This window comes from Amycolatopsis sp. NPDC051758, assembly GCF_044453095.1.
Lineage (GTDB): Bacteria > Actinomycetota > Actinomycetes > Mycobacteriales > Pseudonocardiaceae > Amycolatopsis.
In genome coordinates, this window is sequence record NZ_JBITCJ010000022.1 from 1 (window position 1) to 21043 (window position 21043).

At 66.3% G+C, this 21043-nt stretch carries 19 protein-coding genes; 14 read left to right on the forward strand and 5 right to left on the reverse strand.

All coding sequences use genetic code 11. The features are described 5' to 3' along the window. Positions 1-72 precede the first annotated feature (72 nt). Positions 73-1989 (reverse strand): NACHT domain-containing protein, encoded by a 1917-nt coding sequence (locus tag ACIA5G_RS50915; RefSeq protein ID WP_395937300.1) that lies wholly within the window; start codon positions 1987-1989, stop codon positions 73-75. Between the two features lie 1428 nt (positions 1990-3417). Here ACIA5G_RS50915 and ACIA5G_RS50920 point away from each other — a divergent pair. Then, the gene (locus ACIA5G_RS50920; RefSeq protein WP_395937302.1) at positions 3418-4722 is read left to right on the forward strand and encodes a DUF2637 domain-containing protein; all 1305 of its coding nucleotides are present in this window, start codon (positions 3418-3420) and stop codon (positions 4720-4722) included. 202 nt (positions 4723-4924) lie between these two features. Here ACIA5G_RS50920 and ACIA5G_RS50925 read toward each other — a convergent pair whose 3' ends face one another. Both ACIA5G_RS50925 and ACIA5G_RS50930 read right to left on the reverse strand, forming a co-directional pair. After that, complete coding sequence (locus ACIA5G_RS50925) at positions 4925-6250, reverse strand: tyrosine-type recombinase/integrase (protein ID WP_395937304.1); 1326 nt, start codon at positions 6248-6250, stop codon at positions 4925-4927. A gap of 41 nt (positions 6251-6291) precedes the next feature. Then, positions 6292-6489 (reverse strand): helix-turn-helix transcriptional regulator, encoded by a 198-nt coding sequence (locus ACIA5G_RS50930; RefSeq protein WP_395937306.1) that lies wholly within the window; start codon positions 6487-6489, stop codon positions 6292-6294. Positions 6490-8855: 2366 nt separating this feature from the next. Here ACIA5G_RS50930 and ACIA5G_RS50935 point away from each other — a divergent pair. Further along, the gene (locus ACIA5G_RS50935) at positions 8856-9401 is read left to right on the forward strand and encodes a helix-turn-helix domain-containing protein (RefSeq protein ID WP_395937308.1); all 546 of its coding nucleotides are present in this window, start codon (positions 8856-8858) and stop codon (positions 9399-9401) included. A gap of 699 nt (positions 9402-10100) precedes the next feature. Then, a complete protein-coding gene (locus tag ACIA5G_RS50940) occupies positions 10101-10481 on the forward strand; it encodes a DUF4262 domain-containing protein (protein ID WP_395937310.1) in 381 nt (126 codons plus the stop codon). A 225-nt stretch (positions 10482-10706) separates the two neighbouring features. Here ACIA5G_RS50940 and ACIA5G_RS50945 read toward each other — a convergent pair whose 3' ends face one another. Further along, a complete protein-coding gene (locus tag ACIA5G_RS50945; RefSeq protein ID WP_395937312.1) occupies positions 10707-11102 on the reverse strand; it encodes an Lsr2 family protein in 396 nt (131 codons plus the stop codon). A gap of 266 nt (positions 11103-11368) precedes the next feature. Continuing rightward, the gene (locus ACIA5G_RS50950; RefSeq protein WP_395937314.1) at positions 11369-11641 is read right to left on the reverse strand and encodes a hypothetical protein; all 273 of its coding nucleotides are present in this window, start codon (positions 11639-11641) and stop codon (positions 11369-11371) included. A gap of 597 nt (positions 11642-12238) precedes the next feature. On the opposite strand from ACIA5G_RS50950, the gene ACIA5G_RS50955 reads away from it, so the two are divergent. From ACIA5G_RS50955 to ACIA5G_RS51005, 11 genes are all read left to right on the forward strand, one after another. Continuing rightward, positions 12239-12772: a hypothetical protein gene (locus ACIA5G_RS50955; RefSeq protein ID WP_395937316.1), complete on the forward strand. Its 534-nt coding sequence runs from the start codon at positions 12239-12241 to the stop codon at positions 12770-12772. Between the two features lie 182 nt (positions 12773-12954). Continuing rightward, the gene (locus ACIA5G_RS50960; RefSeq protein WP_395937318.1) at positions 12955-13485 is read left to right on the forward strand and encodes a hypothetical protein; all 531 of its coding nucleotides are present in this window, start codon (positions 12955-12957) and stop codon (positions 13483-13485) included. 201 nt (positions 13486-13686) lie between these two features. Further along, the gene (locus ACIA5G_RS50965; protein ID WP_395937320.1) at positions 13687-14304 is read left to right on the forward strand and encodes a hypothetical protein; all 618 of its coding nucleotides are present in this window, start codon (positions 13687-13689) and stop codon (positions 14302-14304) included. Next, positions 14301-14639: a hypothetical protein gene (locus ACIA5G_RS50970; protein WP_395937322.1), complete on the forward strand. Its 339-nt coding sequence runs from the start codon at positions 14301-14303 to the stop codon at positions 14637-14639. Before ACIA5G_RS50965 ends, ACIA5G_RS50970 begins: the two co-directional genes overlap by 4 nt. A gap of 28 nt (positions 14640-14667) precedes the next feature. Next, positions 14668-15351: a hypothetical protein gene (locus tag ACIA5G_RS50975; RefSeq protein ID WP_395937324.1), complete on the forward strand. Its 684-nt coding sequence runs from the start codon at positions 14668-14670 to the stop codon at positions 15349-15351. An 845-nt stretch (positions 15352-16196) separates the two neighbouring features. Continuing rightward, entirely contained in the window at positions 16197-17342 is a 1146-nt protein-coding gene (locus ACIA5G_RS50980) for a DUF932 domain-containing protein (RefSeq protein WP_395937326.1), read from the forward strand. Positions 17343-17460: 118 nt separating this feature from the next. After that, on the forward strand, positions 17461-17934 hold the full coding sequence (locus tag ACIA5G_RS50985) for a hypothetical protein (protein WP_395937328.1): 474 nt from the start codon (positions 17461-17463) through the stop codon (positions 17932-17934). A gap of 79 nt (positions 17935-18013) precedes the next feature. Further along, positions 18014-18886, forward strand: coding sequence for a hypothetical protein (locus ACIA5G_RS50990; protein ID WP_395937330.1), 873 nt, complete (start codon positions 18014-18016; stop codon positions 18884-18886). A 188-nt stretch (positions 18887-19074) separates the two neighbouring features. Beyond that, the gene (locus ACIA5G_RS50995; protein ID WP_395937332.1) at positions 19075-19854 is read left to right on the forward strand and encodes an NUMOD4 domain-containing protein; all 780 of its coding nucleotides are present in this window, start codon (positions 19075-19077) and stop codon (positions 19852-19854) included. 228 nt (positions 19855-20082) lie between these two features. Next, positions 20083-20442 carry a hypothetical protein gene (locus ACIA5G_RS51000; RefSeq protein WP_395937334.1) on the forward strand — a complete coding sequence of 120 codons (360 nt, stop codon included), beginning with the start codon at positions 20083-20085 and terminating at the stop codon, positions 20440-20442. 331 nt (positions 20443-20773) lie between these two features. Next, on the forward strand, positions 20774-21040 hold the full coding sequence (locus tag ACIA5G_RS51005) for a hypothetical protein (protein WP_395937336.1): 267 nt from the start codon (positions 20774-20776) through the stop codon (positions 21038-21040). The last annotated feature ends 3 nt before the right edge of the window (positions 21041-21043 follow it).

A 21043-nucleotide genomic window follows, 5' to 3' on the forward strand; every position in this document is an offset into this window, starting at 1 on the left:
AAGCTCACCCCAGTCGAGTTTGAGACCATCTACACCACCGCAGCAGCGGCCTGAAAATAGTCAGCTCCGGTGTCAACCGAAGTCTGGGCAGACCCTGATCCAGTACTCGACCAGGCTGCGGCCGCTGCGCGTGTAGCCGAAGGCCAGGGCCAGCAGGATACCGGCGAGCAGCCCGGGTGATCCAAAGGCGCCCCCAAGCATCACAGTGGCCGGCAGGCCGGTCGCCGCCGTGATGATGCCCCACGTCCACGCCGTGTCGCGCAGACCCGCGCCGATCGGACGGCCTCGCAAGGCGCTCCGGTCCGCGGCGTCGGCCTTGTGGACAGCGGAAACCACCGCTCCCGTCAAGGCCCCGGCGACCGCGGCCACGTACGCCCAGGAGCCGAGCACATCGATGAACGATCCGCCCGCGATCAGCCACCGGCCAGTCGCGTCCCCAATTTCACGAGGCAATACAGCTAGTTCCAGCAAGGCGCCGCACAGGCCGGCGATGAGTCCCAAAGCAACGCTCGCCACCACGGCGCCGACGGCCAGCTTCCTGACGTGGTGGACCATACCGACGACCCGGTTGCCGGATCCGCCGTAGGTCAGAGGCGGGTTTTCTTGCGCCAGCACCAGCACGGCAGCGGTCATGGCGGCGGCGAGCCCGCCCGAGGCGATTCCGGCGGGCAGGCCGAGGACCAGGCCCGCGAGCATCCCGGCCGCGCCGCCGACGAGCATGACGGCCGGGAACGCAGTCGCCACCTTCAGCACGCGCCGGCCTAGCGCCGGCAGCCACGTCGGGTCCACCGATTCGAGGAAGAACGACGTCTCCAGCTTCTGCCCCAGTGCCCGCGCGATGAATGCGAGCATGCGGACGACGTCCGGAGCCTCAAGCACCGGGCCGGTCTCCCGGCGCCGCAACGCGCGGTTGACGAACGTCGAGAACAGGGTGGCCTGCCACTGCGCCGGGCCGGGCCGGTCAGGGACCTCCGAGGCGGGGAGGTCGTGATAGGCGCGGATGGCGACGTCGAGCAGGAACGGGGAGCTCAGCAGTTCCGCGAGTGGTGGCTGGCGGCGGATCGCCTCGCGGAGACCGGCCAAGGACGCGCCGAGGCGGGAGAGGTGCTGGTCGATCTGCGTCGGATCCAGCGGCTTGATCACCAGTGCGGCGCCGAGGGACATGCGAAGGCCGAGGGCGTCGTAGTCGGTGCTGCGGCTGGTGACGAGCAACGGCAGCAACCGGTGCGAGCGGTGGAAGGCGTCGATGGCCCTAGCGCATGCGATGCGGCGGTCCAGCGGCACTTCGTCGAGTCCGTCCAGCAGCGGGAGCACGCGGTCGCCGGCGATCCAGTCGAGGGCGAGGTCCGGCGGCAGGCCATAGCGGGGGCCAGAGAGCTCGTCGGCGAACCACTCGGCCATGGGCTTGCCCTCCGCCGCCCACGACGCGAGCTGGAACACCACCGGGATGGGGACGATGCCATCCTGCTCCGCCCGATCCAACTGGTCCCGCAGGAAGGCGAGCAGCATGGTCGTCTTGCCCGCACCGGGGGCACCGAGCACGAGCAAGCTACGGTGGCGTTCGACGACGTCGGCGAGGGGGATATCCCGGCCGAGCGGGCGCGGTTCCTCGTCGGGGACGTCCACGACGACGTCCCACGACCGTTGCAGCAGGTCGGGCCGCTCGGTGAGCCCGAGCTCGACGAGAGTGCGCCGGAACAGCGTCCGCTCCAGCGCGTCTTCGACCCAGACCCGGCGCAGCCGCGCGACCATGGCACGGCGGTAGTACACGGTCCGTTCGGGAGAACCCGGACCCCGCACCGAATCGGCGCGGTGGACGAGGACCGCGAGCACGATGCCGACGGCGACCAACACGGCGAGCACGGGCCAGGCGAGCCACAGATACGGCCGCCACGAGTCGGGCAAGACGTTCGTGGCCACGTTCGTCGTCACGGCGGTCAGCGCGGCCAGCAACTCGGCGACGAAGATCAACCGGACTCGATTGCCCATGCACCATCCTCCCAGACCGGCCCTCGATCGGTAATCGCCCGGAACAGCCGCTCGGGTTACTCGGCGCCCGCTGGTCATGGTGTGGCGGGCGGGCGATCGGTTGTGCTCGGCCGCGTCCCAGACCGGTACCGCGACCGGGCGCGCGAGACGCCGGTGGAGACCGCGGTGGCGACGTCGGGTGGCCCAGCGCTCTGGTGCGGTGGGCCGGCACCGCCGAGCGGTTGACGGGTCGACCTCGGGATCAACGCGGTGGGCAGTGCCTTCGGCCGATTCCTGGACGCGGTCCGAGCTCCACGTCGGGCGCCCGTGCGGGGGATCGGCCGCACCTGCTGGGCATCACCACCAGTGAAGTCGCGTCCCTGAGCAGGACCGCCGAGCTGACGCGCCGCGCGCTTGGCCGTCATCGTCGGCGCGCTGTACTGCGCCGACGGGTCCCGTATCGGCAGCCCGACGTTCCGCTGGCGCCTGGGCACCGACCCCGAACCGCTCGCGCCGGGACTCTGACAGATCGACCCGCTCTCCGGCGCGGCGCTGGAACGCGGCACCGACGGTGTCTTCCACCACAGCCTGGCTGGCACCCCGCACCCCGCTGCCGGCCCACCCGCCTTACTAGATCGGCCCGAGCGGCGAACTGCTGTACCCGTTCCAGAAGGCGCCGCCCTGGCTCCTCGCGCCCACCGAGCGGAGGAACAGCCGTTGCCGGGCCGTTGCTTGAACCCACATCGTCGGCTCTAAGGGTCCGTGGCTCCGCGGGACTGAACCTCGGCGGGCTCACCGGCCTTGCGGTGCGCGGCAACGCCTCCTTGGACGGGGCAACCCGCAGGCCGACCAGGTATCGGCGGTGAGTTACACCACCCACTACAGCAGCTGCACAGCGGCACAAACGCGCCCTTGACTGCTTCGCTCCCGCACGTGGACCGGTGATTGCAGCAGGTCGAGGCGAAGCGAGCCAGGCCGGAGCCGCTGCGCGGTCGTCTACGCCGAGCCCGGCCCGCTTCGCCTCGACCTGCATTGCCCTCTTGGTCCACGAGCTTCACGAAGACCAGGAGGGGCGATGTCCGCACGACATGAACCGATGCAGGTCCCAGCTGTCGGGGCGACTGTGCGATGAAGGGAATCGGTTGGGCTAAGCGTCGTCGCGCAGGCCGCGTGAGGTCAGATATGTCCGCGCAGGCGGTCGAAACCGAGATCCGGCTCGCCGATAGCGACCTTGAACGAACGATTCGAGCTCGTCACGCAGAACTTGACCTGATTGAACGGGAGAGGGCTGTTGCTGCGCTGCGAGCAGAGCAGCTACGAGACGACAGCCGTCGCGACGCTGAGGCGCGTTCGGAAGCGCATAGGCGTGTCCGGCGGCTCAAGCGGCGGACACGTCGTCTAAAGCGAGCCTACTTAAGAGCACGGTTTGAGAGGGCTCTGGCGGGCCGTTTGGTGATGCTGTTGGTCGCGATGGCCGCGGCGACGGCCTGGTACGGGCAGTATCGGTACCTTCGTGAGGCTCAGGCGCTCGGCGTTGTGTTCTCGGCTGCTGGAGCGACGGCTCTCGAGCTGTTCGGCCTCAGCATGTTCGCCAACGCTCGACAGCTTGGGAAACTACGCGATCGGGCGATTCGTGTTCGTGGTTTCGGCTGGGCAGTGATCGTGTTCTCGGCGTACAGCAACTGGGTGCACAACGGCCTGGTGTTGGCGGCAATGTCGGTGGCGGGGCCGGTCGCCTGGGAGGTGCACGAGTGGACTCAGCAGCGAGTCAGGCTGCACCAACTCGGCAAACTCACCCCGCGACCTGTTCGGCCGCGGTTCCCGATCGATCAGGTTCTTCTGTTCCCGCTCTGGTCGATGCATGCGTATCGGTGCGCGGTGCGAGATCGAATCGAGACCGCTGGAGAAGCGCTCGCCGTTGCGCGCAGGGATCGACACGCGAAGGTCGCTGGCCTTCGCGTTGGTAGTCGATCGTGGCGTCGAACGGTGCGTCGATCGATCGATCGGCACCGTAAGGCGTCGGCCAACGCCGGCGCCCAGCCGGGAGTGGTCGATCGTCCGGTCGGGTGCCGCGATCGGCGATCCGTCGACGCGCGAAGGCCGATCGCTGATCTCAATCCACTGAACGGAGCAAGCGTCGGATCGAGGTCCAGGGCTGGCAAGTCGATGCCTACCAAACGGTTTGGTGGATCGACTTGGAGCTGGCTCAGGCGAGGTAAACAGATCGGGATCGGATCAAGTGACGCCAAAGGCGGAAGCAAACAGTCTCGAAGCCGTCGACCGGTCCAGTCGATGTTAGGGTCGTCGATCGACGTTGGGCGGAGCGAGGCCGCGCCAGTCAGCTCCCAGCTGACCCCTGACTTCAACCAGAAAGCTGACTCGATCGGGTTGACTCGAAACTCGATCGCGAGCCACCCTGCGGATGATTCGCGATCGAGCAGGCGAGAGGCCCCTCGGGCCGTCGACCAACGTTCTGAGTCGTCGAAACGATCCGTCGATCACGTAGGGGACCGACGGGTCCTGTCGATTCCGGAGTTGTTACCGCTCGCGCGCCAAGTGGCCAGCGAAAAAGGATGGATGACGGGAGAGGATGTCAAGGCAGAACCCCTCCGTGTCGCGCTACGTATTAGCCCGAAGCGGTCCCGCATCCTCAGGTCGGAGTTGAAGAAAGAAATGGGCACTCAAGAAAACCGCCTCGACGGCGTACTTGTGTCGAGTAAAGACCCTAGAGAACCCGATTCGGCACCAGGCTAGATTCTGGGTAGCGTAATGTGCGAAACTCTACAGCGGTTGAACCCTGAGCCGTCGGGCGTCAAAGGATCCAATTTTGCTCGCCCGACGGTCATCGTAACAACGCCTATTCAGATGTGTTCGTCCACGGGAAGTCTGCCTATCTGCCGCCCACGTCTCTGAGTCGTCCTGACGCCCAAATTGCCCCGTCAGATTCAAGATCGGTTCATCGCCCAGGTCGTCGAATGCCTGCGGCGCGACGACTTGCAATCGACACCCGGTGAGGCTGGCGTTGATTGCCATCGCGGTGCGCGTCCGGGTGGAGCGTAGGAGGGAAGATTGTATCCGTTGCCAGGCGTGCCCGCTCATAGCCTGATGGCATCAGGTGGACGTACGTCCTAAGGGTGAATCCTTCGCTCTTGTGTCCAAGGAAGATCGCGAGTTCCTTGATGCTCACGCCTTGAGTGAGCATGTATGACGCATACAGGTGGCGTAGGGCGTGCAGACCGTCTTCTCGTCCGCCGTATTCTACGTTGGCAGCTTTGAAGCCTTTCTTCCAGATCTCGGAACTCCATACACTGGGGCGCCATGCATTGTTCCGGTCATCGGTGATGAGCAGGTTTACAGTCATGGTCCTGATACCGTCCTGCTCGGCCCACGGCAGAGTGACTTTAACAGATGGGAACAGTTCGGAGTACTCGTCGATTCGTTGGAGAACACCCGCGCTGATAGGAATCTCGCGCTCTCTGTGATTCTTAGGCAGCTTGAACTTCAGAACCCCGTTTCTATATACAAGCTGTCGGGCGCAGCGATACATCATTCGGCGGCGGTCGATGAAGTCTGGCGAAAACGCGAGCGTCTCGCCAAGTCGAAGGCCAAGTCCGCCCGCAATGGGCACGCTGATCTTGTCTCGCTCGCGAAGCCCGCCCTCGATCGCGTACATCTTGGACTCTAGCCACGGCGTCACCAGGCGGTTCGTGCGCTTAGGCCCCGTGATCGACCGTCGCTTAAAGGGGTTGCTGTAGATCTTCCGCGCATCGACGGCTGCGTCGAACATGAGGCTGGCAACCTCCCAGGCGTCCGCCTGATAGTTTGCCGAGGCTCCGCTCTCATTGGCAAGCCAATGCTTCCACTCGCGAATTCGAGCGTCGTCCACCTCGTTGAGCTGCCAGGTTCCGAGGAACTTCACGACAAGACTTTTGATCATGTTTCCAAGGGTTAACTGGCTCGACTCATCCTGCGACCTTCCCTGCAGGTATGATTTGCCCCAGTTCTCCACAAGAATCTCGCCAGCGCGTGGATCGATAAACGTGCCAACGCGAAGGTCATGCTCGACCTTAGTTGCGAAGTCTCGTGCTGTGGTCAAAGTCTTGTCTGGGAAGGAGAGCGACTGCTCTTCACCCTTTACGTCGTACCATCGAACGCGATACCGCAAGCCTTTTCCGTATCGATCAGTGCGCTCCAAGATCGGCTTATTTTCGTCATCGAACAGTTTTTTTCCGGATCGTGGATCCTTCTTTTGCTGCATCCAGCGGTCATCAATACTTGCCACGCAGACTACCTCTGGGGGTGCTATCGCTGATTATTGGAGCGTCAAGTGCTCGCCTCTGTCAACCAGGAGCGGACATCGCTTGGCCTGTATCGTACATGCTTTCCGATGTGAAGCCATGGCGGACCTGTTCCGTGTAGTCGCCAGTGCGCCAGAGTCTTCTTTGGTATCTTGAGATAGCTGGAGAGATCGTCAGCCGTCCACAACTCGTCGTTGTCGGCACTGTTATTTGCAGGCGTCATCGGTCGCCTCCAGCCACGGCGATGGATACCGCCGAAAGCTTGGTCGCTGGCGCCTCAAGGGATGCCGCTGGCGGCGCTGGTGACCCCGGCGCCGACGGCGCTTCGAGTGGTGCGGCGTATGTCGATCGATGGTCGCTCGCTCTCGTGAGATCCGCTGGACGCAAGCGCTTCGAGGGAAGCCGCAGGTCTGCGCAGTCGTCTGCCGTATTGAGCAACCCTGCCTCCTCAGTCAGCTCGCTGTGCCTATAACTTGTGCGTGAGTCAAGTTTAGGCCGCGGTCCCTATGGCGCGCCACCGATAACTTGACGCTCACTCAAGTTTCTGCTGACATGGTGTCGCGCGGCCCGACGCTCTGGGCGGTGCTTGCGGGGTTGGTTGATCAACATAGGCCCACCGCGGCTGGCTGGCAGGGGCTTGCGCTTGTGTCAGAAGCGAGGCTCGAGGTCATGCATCTGAATCTGAGTTCTCGGCCCACAGCGGCCGTAGGGGAGGGCACGTGTTGGGGGTATCGCACCTTGACCCACGTCGCATCCAAGACGTCGATGACGAGTTCTTCGCGCCACCGTACGTCCTGATCAACTCCGAGAATCGGGCGGTGGGGTCGGCTCCGAGCCTGGCCGGCGCCCGCGCCGCGTTGGCGGACCCGCGTTTCGCGAGCTTCGTGGGACAGCTTCGCCCAGGGGTTTTCGCGGTGGACATCGATCCCGGCGACTCAAGTGCTGACCCTGAGGCGGGAGTTGCTGTTGGCGACGGGGTTGCGGCGTGGTGTGACCGAGCTGGGATCGGGTGGATACACCGCGCGTCCGGACGACCAGGTCACCGGCACATCGTCGCTTCGGTCCCATCGGCTTTGATCGACGGTTTTCGAGAGGTCGTACGTCGGCTTGCGATGTGGAACTCTGTATCTGCTTCCGTGCGAACGAGCCTGCGTCCGTTGGCTGCTCCTCACCGTCTTGGGCTCGAATCGCCAGTTGTCGACGGCAACATGCTCGGACCTGTTCAAGGTCGCGATTCACCTGCAGGGAAGCTCGTACGGTCCTCTGGTCAACCACGCCGAGCAGCAGCGCCGCGTCGATCTCGAGACTTGCGAAGTCGGTCGGAGGGCGAGTTTGGTGATGCCATCGCGCGCGTGCGGGCCGGTTGGAACAGGGAAGATGCGTGGGTCGAGCTGCGTCGTCGTGGGACAAAAGCGGCCGAGATGGGTGAGCGCGGCTGGTCTCGCTGGGTTTGGTCCGCGGCCGTAACGCTTGTTGACGCCGAGCGAGGGGTGTCGATGAACGATGCGTGGGAGAACTTTAAGCGCGCATCGCTGGAGCAGGCTGACCATTTGGGTCGCTCTGGATGGTTCGAGCTTCGGTGGCGACCCGCGGTACTGGAGGCCCAGCGCGAGCGTCCACGAAGGAGGCGACTGCGCACCCCTAGCTCCGTGAACGCTGTGGCAGGGTCTGGTTCGCCTGACCATGAGGACGCAGAGATCGCTACTACGGCAGCCGGCCTTACTGCGGCAGCATGTCGTCTAGCGAGCGTGAGGCGGCGTCTCCCGGGGGGCATTCGACTCAACTCCCTGTGCGCAGCGCTGGTGGCGCTGGCCAAACCTATTGTGGTGAGGGGTGGATCGATTTCGGTCCGCGCATGGGCGGAGGCTGCCAGACTCGACCCGAAGACGGTCAGACGGGCACGCGATGCGGCAGTAGAATTGGGCCTGCTCTGTCAGGCTGCGAAGTTTGATGGCAATGCAGAATCCTGTGATGCATGGCTGCCCACGCGCCTTGCGCGAAGCTATATCTGCGCCGGGAAATCCCCCACTGGGCGGTACGCCCCCTACGCGCGTTCGCTCGGATCAGCAAATAATTACTCTCTTAAGATGCGTCATGACAGCGAACGAAAAGCGTGGCAAAGATTCCTTCACGATTCTGCTGACGTTCGCCTATTGAGTTCTGCGGCGAACCAGCGACAGGATTCCGTTTCCAGGGTGGTACTACGTCATTGCCGCTGGTGGAAGGCCCGAACCGATGCGGAGAGGCGGCTTTGCCGCCGCCGACGGCGATTGCTGATTCGGGCTCTCGGTCCGGAGGATCGTGTGGCGTGGATTGCCTGGCTCAAAGAACGAGCGCGATTGACTGCAAATCTACTTGCGGAGGCTACGGGCTCTCATTTGCCGTCGGCGGCCAGCCGTGAACTGAACCTGCTGCAAGATCGGATGGCCCTGATTGCCCGCGGTCTGCCCGAGTTGTTGCGCCGGGCTCGCGTGAGTTCCGGCATTCCGCCAGGTCAGCTTAGTTGACGGTCGGGCGAGCTGGTAGCGCGTCGGCGTTCGACGCGATGCTATCATTACGTCGACGCATCGTTGGCGACTGGAGATCGGCATGGCAGAGGGGATCGACGACAAGGGCACATTCGCTGTGTCGGAGGATGATCCGCGTGCGTCCGAGTACAGCTTTGCCGCTCGCCTAAATCTGTTGTTTGAAAAGGCTCGACATCCGACGGAAAAGTCCAGGAGTGGGCGCGCGCGTAAATGGAAGGCTAGAGAGCTTGCGGGCGCACTTGGTCTTAGCGAGTCATATGTGTCAAAGCTGCGAAGCGGTGCTGAGTCGAACCCGTCTCTGGATCTGATTCGAAATACATCGAGGTTTTTTGGAGTGTCAACGGCTGTGTTGACGGACGATGATCCCTTGGTTGGTATGTACGTCGCCGCACAGCTTGATCTATATGCCGCACTGCTTGACCGCGAGATAGATGTCGATCAACTGCGCGAATTGCTCGCTTCTCCCGCGCAACAGCCTGTTGAACTTGTCGCCGTTGTAGAACTTCGAAGACTGCTTGACGTCGCCGCCGAGGGAATGCATGAATCCTCCGGCGTTGCCGCTCGTGGCAGTGCCGGCGTCGAGTTTAAAGAGCCGTCGTGCAACTAAGGGGGCAATTGCGGCTCAAATCGGCTCAAAGATGACGGAGCAGCGTCCAGTCAAGGTGTGGCATCAGTGCTTGGATGAGCGACAGCTTCGCCGTTTCGAAGCGTTGAGCCGGCAAGTTGACTTGCCGGCTAGCGACTGCATTTCGTGTTTGACTGTTCACCTGCTGTAGTAAACGCAGCCAAGGGGAGCCTTGCTCACCCGTCGCCTGATCGAGCATCATGCTGCTCATACCTATGCCGCCCCCGCACGTCCGATAGTGACTGTCTTTTGCTTCAGAGCTCGACTGTACTCCAATCTGCTCCTCGGTGTGGCCGATCGGGCATGCGTACCTTGTACTTAGGCGTTCCGGCGCAGAGGGCTGGCGACATGCCAGCTACGCCGTCCCGCCGCAAATCCCACCAGCCAGTTCTCGCTGAACCAGTTCAACCGCGGGGTCGCAGGGCTCGATCTGATCTGCACTTGCACCAATGGGTGCACCTGGTCGTTATCTTCACCCTGCGGCAGTCAAGCGACCGACGCTCATCGTGCACGGCTCGAGTCCCCGGAGGCGCTCGGGACTGCGGACTACTTCACCGCAGCAGACCCGGCTGCCCTTCGTCAAAGCGCCTACGGCGTCGCACGCGATCCCTTTGACGAAGGGCAGCCAGCTCTGCTTCATCGGCTTGGTCCGCGCCCGACGAGCGAATCGAGGGACTTTCAATGCTCGAAGCCCATATGAACGCATATTTACAGCGCATCCGTGATCAGATCGAACGGGTAGGGTGGGCGGTGCCCGTCATCGTCGGAGAAAACTCGACCTATGCCTACACCGTCGGACTGACAAGTCAGGGGCTGCCTGAAATCTTCTGCGACGGTCTGGACCAGCAGACTTCTGCTGGTGTGCTCAATCATCTCGCACAGCGGCAAATTGAGAAAGGTGCTTTCGGTGCCGGCACTCGACTTTATGTCGATGGACGGCATGTCCTTTTAGAAGCTCTGCCTAGCCTTGCGTCACTCGTCCTCGTCCGGCGCCTGTTTGAGTTCGCCGTGCCGGCACCACGGGCGCTTCGGGCGACGATTGTTGGAGCGGACACTGAGTGATCGCAAGCGAGAACTCTGCCGACGTGATTCGCACACAGAGTCTTGTTGGGATCGCTAGCCAGCGTTGATGCGATGGGAGAGAGCGTCCGGCGCGAGTGGTGCAGCTGCGGGATCGTGCAGCGTGCTGAGCGAGTCGAGTAGCCGGCGCGGCATAAGAGAATGGGAGGTCGCCTCGGCCGGCGGCGAGGGATCAGTCCTCGCCGCCGACGCAGTCCACGGTGGTGTTCAGGCGGCGGTCTTCTTGCGCGAGGCGCGCTTCCGCGGCGCAGTCGCGTCCGCTTCGGCGGCCTTCGCCTGATCGTAGGCTGACACCACGTCGGATGACAGCCGGCCACGTTCCGAGACCTCGTATCCGTTCGCGTTGGCCCACGCACGGATCTGCTGGTTCCGCTCACGGTCGGAAGCGGTGGTCGGCGATTGGCCGGTAGCGACGCGGACCTTGCGGCCGCCGATGCGTCGGCCGGCGCCGACGTAGCGGGCCAGCTCGTCGCGAAGGGCAGTGGCGTTCAGATCCGAGAGGTCAATCTCGTAAGTGACACCGTCGAGGCCGAACTGAACCGTCTCGGTGGCCGCGCTGCCATCGATGTCGTCGAGGATCTCGACGAGGACCTTCTGGGCCATTGATGCTCCTCTGTTAATCTACTCTAGCAACTTGCACTGGAATCTGCGCATTGGTGAGATGTCGTCCTGCGAAGTATATCCACAGTAGTGCGCAAAAAGTAGTTTGCCCCCGCTGTGTCACGGTGAGCCTCAGTGGTCTTCTGCGTCGTTGGGCGCGCCTGAAGCGCCGACGATGGTTGGCGTGTATGCCGATCAGGCGGCGTGTGCGACTGGGCGCGTCGGCTCACTGGCGCCCGGCCTGGTCCAGCGCTGCTAAGGAGAACTGCTCAAACGACGATTGTGACCGACCAAGCTCTCTCGTTAGCAGCGATCTCGAGTTCGACGTTTGATACGCCGAGGGCATCAGCCACCCAGTCGGCAACTGCCTCGGTCGGCTCGCCACCTGGGGGAGTGTGAGGGCAGCGATAGGTGTATTCGCCAAAGAAGCCGATTCCCGGTTCCGTGGTTCCCAGCATCCATCGGGCGTCAGCAGTCCCTCCGTTGCCGAGCTGGAGCAGGTACGTGGTCGGTTCGCCCTCGTGTTGCGCTGTCATGACCATGCCCTCTCTTTCGCCTACGCTGGTCCGTGGAAGCGGCAGGCCACGTATGTCCCGGAGGTTCGCCGGGCGACGCCGGCGAGGTGAGGTTTGCTTAGCCAATGGTACTGGCGTGATGCCGATGTGGCCGTCGCCACCGTGGTAATCGCGAGTGACGCGGCTTGAGTTGTTGCTGGGTAGTTTAGATCGCTGACGTCACCGGTCAGCCGCATCTACTCGGTCGCCGACAAGGCGTTATGAACCTGTTCAGGATCCCCATTGCGGGGTCGATCGCCTCGACGCCGGACGGTGCGGGATCTGCGACAGCAGACTCGGGTAGTCCCACCACGAACGTCCCGCGTCCGCACTCAGGACCGGAGTCCTTCATTGATGAGGCTGGCCTGGCCGGCCGGATGGCGTTGAGTGAGCCAACGTCGGCTCGTCCTTGAGTTCGTGTGCCTGAGCCGGGCGAGTGCGTGGCCAGGCGAACACAGCAGCGCTGACGACCGGGTGCCAAGGCCACGCCGCTGCGCGGTCGGCTGCGCCGAGCCCTGACACCCGGCATCACCCCCGCTGCCCACCCTCCGGTCCACGCACCACCGACCGGCCAGGAGGCGCCCGATGTCCGTCACCTTCACCGCCCAGCTCGGCTCGATCGTCGGATTCACGATCGCCTGCTGCCGCGAAGCCGCCCTTATCGCACCGAGGTACGGGGACTACGACGACGCCGCGGACGCCCTGGTCCAGCTGCGGGCCCTCGAGGACACGTCCGGGCAGCGGCGGGCCGTGCTGCCCGGGTGCGCCTGGCCGGAGGTCTGCCCGGACAGCTTCCTGACCATCCTCCCGCACGAGGAGCACGAGGCCCCGAGCGTCAACGTCACCGACAGCAACGCCGCGCTGCTGCTCGACGCCCTCGGCTACCGCGTCCCCGCCGACGACGTGATCGCCGGCACGGCCACCGCGGACGAGTTCACCGGCCGCGTGCTCACCGCGCTGGCCCTCGCCCCGGCCGACGCGGGCGCTCCGTGGCACGAGCCGACCCCGCGGTTCGTCGAGTGCGGTCGCCGCCCCGGCTACCTCCAGCGCCGCCTGCGGGAACTGCAGGACCTCGCCACGTGGTGCGCGCAGCACGGGCGCGAAGTCCAGTGGGCCTGACCGGCTTCCGGACGCCCAGCGCGCCGCTGCCCCCGCCAGCGTGGTGAGCGGCCGAGGCAAGCAGCTCCCGGGCCGCCGGTCAAGGCCGCCGCCGCTGCGCGGTCGGCTGCGCCGAGCCCTGACCGGCGGCCCGGCGACCCGCATGCCATCGCTCGTCCACGCCGCCGACAAAGGAGCAGCCGATGAGCGCAACCACCACCGACGAAGAGCACGCCGACTCCGGCCCTGGCGCCCGCGGCCGCCGCAGCTGGGACGCCCTGAGCCACGGCGACCGCCGCGTCCTCGAGGTCCTGCTCGAACACGCCGACTTCGGCCGCGCGGCCGAAGCAGCCGGCCGCGCCGACCGCAACTTCACCCTCTGGCTGCTCGACGCGAGCCTCGCCTTCGCCGACCTGACGAACGCGTTGCCGCAGGACCTCACCGACGAGACCTGGCGCAGCTCGTACGCCGAGGGCGTCACCCCCTGGGTCGCCGCCCGGGTCGCCCTGCACCGCGCACCCTCGGCGGTCATCGACGGCGGCCATCTGGTGTGCTCGGTGTGCCAGACGGCCGGCGAGATCTTCGAGCGTGACGTCGCCGTCCGCTATCACCCCCTGCTCGTGGAAGACGGCGACGTATACGCCGCCCTCGACGACATCGACTTCGTGCACGACCAGTACGCCTGTGACCACTGCGGCACCCGTGTCCACCTGCCGCGCGAAGTCGAGGACTAATCCTGACACCCGGCGTGCACTGTCCACATTGGACGAATGAACATGGCGGATAGCTTCTCTTACCCCGCCCGGTGCGAGCCTGAACCCGTCGCCCGGTTGAACCACAGCCTCGCCTACCGCGAGACGGTCACCCGCGCGGACGGAGCCACAGACATCGGGGACGTCACCGCGTGGCACGACGACCGGATCTTCGCCAGGGCCGTGCGCCGCGGCTACGACATCGGCCCGAACGCAGACGGTTCGATCCGCATCCGGCGGCCGAGCACTGAAGGCACGGTCCTGCTCACACCGACCCACCAGACCAGGCCAAGCGAGCGGCAAGCCGCCGATCTCGCACTGCTCCGCGACCGACCTGGGCGGGTGCGTAACCGCGACGCCCGGATCACCCTCGTCGCCGGGCTCGCCGGCTTCCTGGCACAGCTCACGGACGGGCTGATCAGCCGCGGCTGGGTGTCCGTGCTCGTGCTCGACCACGGCGCTGAGGCGACGCTGTCGAGTGCCGGACTCACTGCTCTGGTTCGGCACCAGTACCACACGCGCACCACCGCGCCACGCGGGTGGCATCGCCTGGCCGACGATCCCCGGTTCGTCGGCCATGTCGGGCGGGACCGGCATGGCGGCCGCGTCTACGACGGTTCGTCAACCGCGCCCTGCGCCTGCGGCTGGTCCTACCGCGCCGCCTCCCGGGCGTTCGCCTCCCGGGCGTTCACCGCCCGCGCCTCCACCGTCCACCTCACCGGCATCCTCACCGAAGTTGCGCGTGACCTGCTGAACCGACAGAACCGCGCCGCGAACAAGATTCTGGAGAATCGACCATGACCACGAGCTCCCCCCCCCTGCGCCACAGCCCGCTGCGGCACGCACTCCTGCAGCAGATCGCCGCCACCGCGCGCACGGAGCGGCGCTGGACACGCCGGCGCAACCCGCGCAAGACCGACCCCGCCAGCGGCCTGCCCGACCACCTCTACACCGCCGGAACCCCCGACGACCGTCCCAGCTCAGTCCTCCAGCGCGCCGTGCGCCAGCTCGACCAGCACGGCCTGCTCACCGCGACACCCAGCCTCGACAACAACGAGGGCGTAGACCTCTCGCCCGCCGGGCAACATGAACTGACCGCCTGGACCCGCAAGTTCGGCGAACCCGGCCAGCCGTGACCCACCGGCCAGCGGGACGCCGCTCACCGTGCCGCTGGCCGACCCGGTCGCACTGAAAGCATATGATTTGTTTATGCAGTTCGCGGTCTACCTCACCCAAGATCGACGCAAGCAGCTGACCGCCGTGATGGACGCCGAACGTGCGCGGATCCGGCTGTGGTGGATACCGCGCAAGAAGCGGCTCGCCCGGATCGAGAAGCCCAGCGAACTCGCCAAGGCCCGCGGCCAGTACAAGGACAAGTTCGCCCGGGCGGTGGCGCAAGGCGCCCTCGTGCCCAGCCGCGGCGCCCTCCTGGCCTCCGCCGTTGTTGCTGAGCTCGATCAGCGGGGCAGGACCGGTCCGTACCAATCGGTCCCGGCTGGCGGGCGAGGGCCCGGCCGCCGCTGGGGCTCGACCAACATCCCTGGATCCACTCGCCGGGTCGTCCTCGAGCTTCCCGCCGAGATCGGGGAACGCCTGGAGCGCGCCTGCTACTGGGAGAACCTCGACCTCGCCAGCCAACTTGAGCAGTTCTACGACGTCTTCGGCGACTCACCGGACCTGCCTGACCCCCGACCTGGGGAATCCCCAGGCGTGCAGGCCATGCGGTACCGCGACCAGCTGCGCGCCGACATCACCACCACCGGCGACATCCTCCGGGAGGCCGTCGACCGCGTGCTCTGCGCACGGACGGAAATCACGGAGCCCGAAAAGCCAAGTGACGGGTCGTAGCTGGCGCAGGGTGACGAACTCGGCGGGCCTGGGCTAGCAACCGAGGCCAACGCATCCTGCAGCAGTGGCGAGCACCGTTGATCGCGTATCCCGTGAGCTTACGCTCGTGCGTGGCTATAGGCAGTGGGACCACGTCCGGCCGCCACGCCGCAGCATGCGGGAGCAGCCCGGTGCCCCGGCACGCGACCACGGCATCCGGGGAGGCCGGGCAACCGCACCCCTATGCCAAGCCATTGCGCTGTCGGCTCGCCGAGCCTCGGGCTCGCGCGCTATGCGCATCACGGTGTAGGTCACGCCATCGGTGTGCTCGATGAACGCCACCTCGTAGAAGTCTCCCGCCGGGTCGGCACCTTCTTCCGCAGCGAGCTGCCATTTCGCTTTCGACATGTCCAAATGACCTCGGACTTGCCTCTTTCGTCGCGGATCACCGCGCGCTGCTCGCTCATCAACCTCCGTTCTGGACCGGGTCCTATCGCTCCGGACATACCCCGTCACCGCGCCGTGGCCTCGGGGCGTGCGACTGCCGCCGTTCGTGACACCCCGCCCGTGGGTGGTGGCCGCGAACTCTGGACCGCCGGCGCGGCTGCGCCCGATGCGGGCCTGCCCGCGCCGGGCGGGGGAGACGAGCCTCGCTGCGCTCGGTCGCGCTGCGCGCGATCCCGCCCCGCCCGGGCGAGCGGCCTGCCCCGGCCGGTCCGCGCCGGCGGTCCTCCGGAGCCGCGCCCCACCCACAACAGGGGAGGGCGACACGACGTCCGGCGACCGTTCGCTGGCCGCGTGCCGTTCGCCGCTCGGGCCCCGCCAAAGCCCGGGCGCTCCACGAGACCGAAGGGAGTTCCAGCGCGATGACCACCACCGAGCTGGCGCCGTTCACGCCCCGTACCCGCCTGTCGATCGAGCAGCTGCTGACCAAGCTTCAGGAGCAGGAACAGCGCAAGCAGGACCTGGTCGTGCCCGCGCACAAGATGCGGGTCACCCCGGACGGCCTGCTGGAGATCGACGAGCCGCGGATCACCGCCAGCGGCGTCAGCGACGTCTCGCACTTCCGGCTGACGAAGACCTTCGACTCCGGCGTCGCCGGCAAGCTGAAGGTGCCGGCCACCTACCTGGCTCGGATGCGCGAGTACGACCAGCTGCCGCTGCTGGCCGAGAACGTCAACGCCTGGCTGCGGCTGGAGCCCAACCGACCGTTCCTGGTGCGGCTGTTCGAGGGCACCGACGCCGAGCCGGGCGTCGGCCGGGCGCTGCTGAGCGATTCCTACGGCATCCGGGACAACCTGCCCCTGTTGATGGCGGTGCTGGACGGAATCAGCGACCGCGGCGCCGACGTTCAGATCACCGGCGAGCTGACCGACCGGATGATGGTCGTGAAGATCGTCGCCCCGCGCGTGGTCACCGACGCGACCGACCTGCTGAAGTACTACCGCTCGCCGTTCACCGGCAGGTCCGGCCGAGACCACCCGATCGTCGCGGCCGGCGCGGTGCTGACCAACAGCGAACTCGGGTTCGGCGCGTCCACGATCACGCCGCAGTTCACCGTCCAGGTCTGCTCCAACGGCCTCACCGTCACCAAGGACGCCATGCGCACGATCCACAACGGCTCCAAGCTGGAGCACGGCGTCATCCGGTACTCCGAGGAGACGATCCGCAAGGAGCTGGCGACCGCGACTTCCCGCGCCCGCGACGCGGTCAAGACGTTCATCAATGTTGACTACATGGTCCGCAAGCTCGACGAAGTCAGCGGCCGCGCCCGAGTCGACGTCATCGACCCGGAAGCGACCATCGAACACGTCGGCCGGGTCGTCGGGTACACCGGCGACGAGCAGAAGCGGATCCTGTCGCACTTCATCCGCGGCGGTGACACCACCGCCGGCGGCGTCCTGCACGCGGTGACCAGCGCCGCGCAGACCCTCCCGGACGCCGACGACGGCTACGAGATGGAGAAGAGCGGGCTGCGCGCGCTTGAGGCCGCGGCCGCCTTCCAGCGGTGATTCACCAGGGCGTCGGCCAGGGCCCACAGCCCGGCCGGCGCCCCGCGTTCCCCCTTGTCCACGCGGCGCTGCAGCGCCCTCGGCACGCCCAGGAGGGGCTGTTGCCATGTCCGCACACGTGTTCCTCGTCGAGGCCGACCACATCGACGCCCTGCTCACCGCCGGGCTCGCCTACGGCCGCGAGCTCGGAACTCTGACCTGGTACCACCCGATACCCGACGGCGCGGCGCTCGACGATCTGTCGGCGCTGGCCTGGCGACTGACTTCGGACACCGCCGGCCGGGTCGGCGCGATGCTCTTGGCGGAAAACGCCCGCAGCGTCAACCACGCCCACCAGCGCGATGACTGGGAACCGCCCTATCTCTTCCGCGAGCTGGCCGGCGACCCGGATCCGGTGGTCGTGCTCAAGGCGATCTCCTGCCTGGAAAACCAATCGTGCGAGCACCCCGGCTGGCCCGACAGCGAGGCCTCCGCCTTCTGCGACGCCCTGCACCGCATGGCCGTCTGCATGCTGCCCGGTTGGCGCCAGCTCACCGATGCCACCTGGCCCATCCGCGACCGCCGGATTTTCGAGCAACCGAACCGGGCCTGAACCCCCAGCCCGCGTGCCAACCGCCGGCAAACGACCGGCCCGCAGCGCTCCACCACAATCCACAATGGAGGAACCGCCGATGGTTCTCTGGCTGCACACCATCAGGAAAGACCGGACACCGCCGATTTGGCTGCTGGCCGTGACCGATCCCAGCGGCCGCACTTGGATCCGCCGCCGCGACGACGCGAAGCTGTTCACCGACGAGAAGCAGGAGGACTACTGGGAACACGAGACGCCAGGTGGGGAGAAGCTGACCTCGAGCTGGCGCGAGCTGATCGCCACGCACAAGGTGCTGTCCACCGCAGGCGACGACAACCGCCTGACGGCCGAGTACGACGGCAACGGTCAGATCGTCCTGTCGGTGGCCAGCGGGCCGGATGACCACCTGGCCGTCGTCGTGAAGCTGTCCGCCAGTGCGGCCGCGGCCGCACTGCGCGAGCTCGACACCGCGATCGTCGACTCGGAGAGGCACCTGTTCCGGCGACCGCCCGAACCGGTCGCCGCGGTGCACGCCGAGCACGGCGACGTCCGAATCGACGACGTCAGCGGGGTTGTCGTGGTGTGCTGCAAGGTCGGCTGGCAAACCCGGTGGAAGGTCCTCGGCGAGGACCCGCGGCCGATCACCGGCAGCGGCTGGCGCGACACCAGCGAAGTCGGGCATTTCCGCTACGTCGGAAACCTGCTGCGGCACTGGCAGCTGCCGGGATCCGACGGGGCCTCAGATCCGCACCGGCGCGTCGACCGTGCCTACGTCGATGCCATCGCCGACGCCGCGATCACCCACGCCGCACCGATCGACCTGACCAGCGAGTCGGACCACGCTCGGATCTGGCCGGCGCTGACGGTCTGGCAAGCCGCCTCCTGGGCCCGCCAGGCCGCCCTTGACGCGGCTGAGGCAGTGCTGCGCACCCACGGCATCGACGTCGCCGAACCCGACGACACCGCAAAGTAGTGCCCTGCTCGCCAGTCGCGACTCCCGGTGCTCGCCGGCCGCGGCGGACTAGGAACGCCAGCAGAACGAGACCGAGGCGGAGCAAGGCCACGCCGCTACGCGGTCGGCTACGCCGAGCCCTGCTCCGCCTCGGCTCGCCCCTGCTGCGGCGCCTCCCGTCCGCCCAGCCGTACGGAACAGGAGCCAAGGTGGGACTGCCCGAAGTACACGAAGAACAGATCTTACCGACGCCCGCGATCACGCGCGACGTCATGCTTCTATGGAACCTGCACATCTCAGGCAGGGTCCGCTTGAAGAATCGAGCCGACACTGACCGAACCTGGGAATATCTCGGGCATCACTACCCGAACGGCACCCGCACCGAAGCGTGGCTTCCGGTAAACGAGATGGCGGCCGATAGCTACAGCCGGATTTTGGAGGCGGGAAAGATCGTCGTCGACGCCGACGGCAGCGCTCATCTCGCAGCCGGTGGTTTGGACGGTCCGTTGGATGAGCGCTGGGCGAGCGTCCGCGGGTTCGAGGGGCTGTACGACGTGTCGACGATGGGACGAGTGCGCTGCTACCACGCTGACCCGCGAGGACGATTGGTGAAGGCGCAAGTCGGTGGCGACGGGTACCACGTCCTCCGGCTCATTCGGGCCGGAGATACGCGCCCCGGTGTACAGGCCCGCGTCCACCACCTGGTACTCGAAGCGTTCAGCACCAGCCAGGCCTACCCGACCAAACGACGCGACGTCCTCCACCTCAACGACAATCGACGTGACGACCGCCTGGTGAACCTGGAATGGGCAGAACGTAAGCGCACACGGCCCCACACTGCCACTGAAGGCGGCACGTGCCCCGAGGGCCACGAATTGACAGAGGGCAACGTGTACCGGGATCGCCCCGGCTGCGGCCCGAAGTGCCGTAAGTGCCGGCGCGAACGACAGCGCGCCAAGCGGCAAGCGGTGCGCGACGGCCTCATATAAGGCCACCGAGCGCAATTTCCCGCTCGCCGAACTCGCTTACCTTGCAGATCGGATGGCCTACGCCCCCCGACCGGCGCGGTGAACGTGGACCGGCGACGCCAGCAGCCCCGGTCGGGGCGGTCCAGGCCGCGCCGCTACGCGGTCGGCTACGCCGAGCCCGGACCGCCCCGACCACCGAGCCGCTCACGACCTCCCGGCCCACGCACACCACGACGACCAGGAGACCCCATGCCCTCGCCCGAACAGCCTCAAACGCCCTCGCCGATCCGGCATTTCCTCGAGACGACCGACGACGTCTCCGCCCGCCATCGCTACTCGGTGACCCGGTTCTACCGACGCGGCGAACGCACCTTCCGGGTCACCGTCGAACGGGACAGTTACGAGCAGCAGTCCACCGCAATGGCCGAAGTGCTCACTGCCACTGGCGAATGGACGCGTGTCCTCAGCAACGCGCCGTCGAACTGGCACGACTCCACTTCCTTGTACGCGACGAAGGGCACCGGCGTGCAGCCGGAGCCCGGGTTCATCACGCTGTGCCGCCTCGCCGACGAACTGGCCGCCGACGCGATGACGATCGTGCCCGCCTGAACAGCTGGCTGACGCGCTGTCCAAGCAGAGCGACCTGGCCGGCGCGTCAGCCTCCGGGCCCCCGATTCCCTGGCTCACGTGGACCGCCGGTAGCGCAGCAGGGCCGCGGTGCGGGAGCAAGGCGAACCGCTGCGCGGCCGGCTGCGCCGGACCTTGCTCTCGCACCACAGCCCCGCTGGGGTGCGCCCGTCCACTCACCCCAGCGACACCAGGAGCCCGGATGAGCCGAAGCAGCCAACAACCCGGCGACCCCACCACGACCGCCGCCGTCCGCGCCGCCCTCCAGTAGATCCTCGACACCGAGCACTACCAGCTCGCGTCCCCGCCCGTGATGGCCGAAGTCGAGCGGATCCACCAAGCCCTGGCGCAGGAAGGTCTCTCGATCAGCGAGCCCGGATTCCTCCTGCCCGTCTACAGCAACCTGGGCGAACTCGCGGCCGCCCTCGAACGCGGGCAGCCCGAAGTCGTGCACATGCGTGCCAGAGCGCTCGCTGCCCAATTCCTGCTCATCGCCGAAGCGGCTTTGACAGCGCAGCAGCGCGGAGATGTCGACTCCTGTCCCGCCTCCGCCGGCTGCGCCGACGAACCGCCGTTCTAGCCT

What these genes read in the sequence shown, in the direction of transcription:
- ACIA5G_RS50915 (WP_395937300.1), bottom strand. Translation starts at nt 1,989, where the DNA reads ATGGGCAATCGAGTCCGGTTGATCTTCGTCGCCGAGTTGCTGGCCGCG.
- ACIA5G_RS50930 (WP_395937306.1), bottom strand. Translation starts at nt 6,489, where the DNA reads ATGACGCCTGCAAATAACAGTGCCGACAACGACGAGTTGTGGACGGCT.
- ACIA5G_RS50935 (WP_395937308.1), top strand. Translation starts at nt 8,856, where the DNA reads ATGGCAGAGGGGATCGACGACAAGGGCACATTCGCTGTGTCGGAGGAT.
- ACIA5G_RS50940 (WP_395937310.1), top strand. Translation starts at nt 10,101, where the DNA reads ATGCTCGAAGCCCATATGAACGCATATTTACAGCGCATCCGTGATCAG.
- ACIA5G_RS50945 (WP_395937312.1), bottom strand. Translation starts at nt 11,102, where the DNA reads ATGGCCCAGAAGGTCCTCGTCGAGATCCTCGACGACATCGATGGCAGC.
- ACIA5G_RS50950 (WP_395937314.1), bottom strand. Translation starts at nt 11,641, where the DNA reads ATGGTCATGACAGCGCAACACGAGGGCGAACCGACCACGTACCTGCTC.
- ACIA5G_RS50955 (WP_395937316.1), top strand. Translation starts at nt 12,239, where the DNA reads ATGTCCGTCACCTTCACCGCCCAGCTCGGCTCGATCGTCGGATTCACG.
- ACIA5G_RS50960 (WP_395937318.1), top strand. Translation starts at nt 12,955, where the DNA reads ATGAGCGCAACCACCACCGACGAAGAGCACGCCGACTCCGGCCCTGGC.
- ACIA5G_RS50970 (WP_395937322.1), top strand. Translation starts at nt 14,301, where the DNA reads ATGACCACGAGCTCCCCCCCCCTGCGCCACAGCCCGCTGCGGCACGCA.
- ACIA5G_RS50980 (WP_395937326.1), top strand. Translation starts at nt 16,197, where the DNA reads ATGACCACCACCGAGCTGGCGCCGTTCACGCCCCGTACCCGCCTGTCG.
- ACIA5G_RS50990 (WP_395937330.1), top strand. Translation starts at nt 18,014, where the DNA reads ATGGTTCTCTGGCTGCACACCATCAGGAAAGACCGGACACCGCCGATT.
- ACIA5G_RS51000 (WP_395937334.1), top strand. Translation starts at nt 20,083, where the DNA reads ATGCCCTCGCCCGAACAGCCTCAAACGCCCTCGCCGATCCGGCATTTC.
- ACIA5G_RS51005 (WP_395937336.1), top strand. Translation starts at nt 20,774, where the DNA reads ATGGCCGAAGTCGAGCGGATCCACCAAGCCCTGGCGCAGGAAGGTCTC.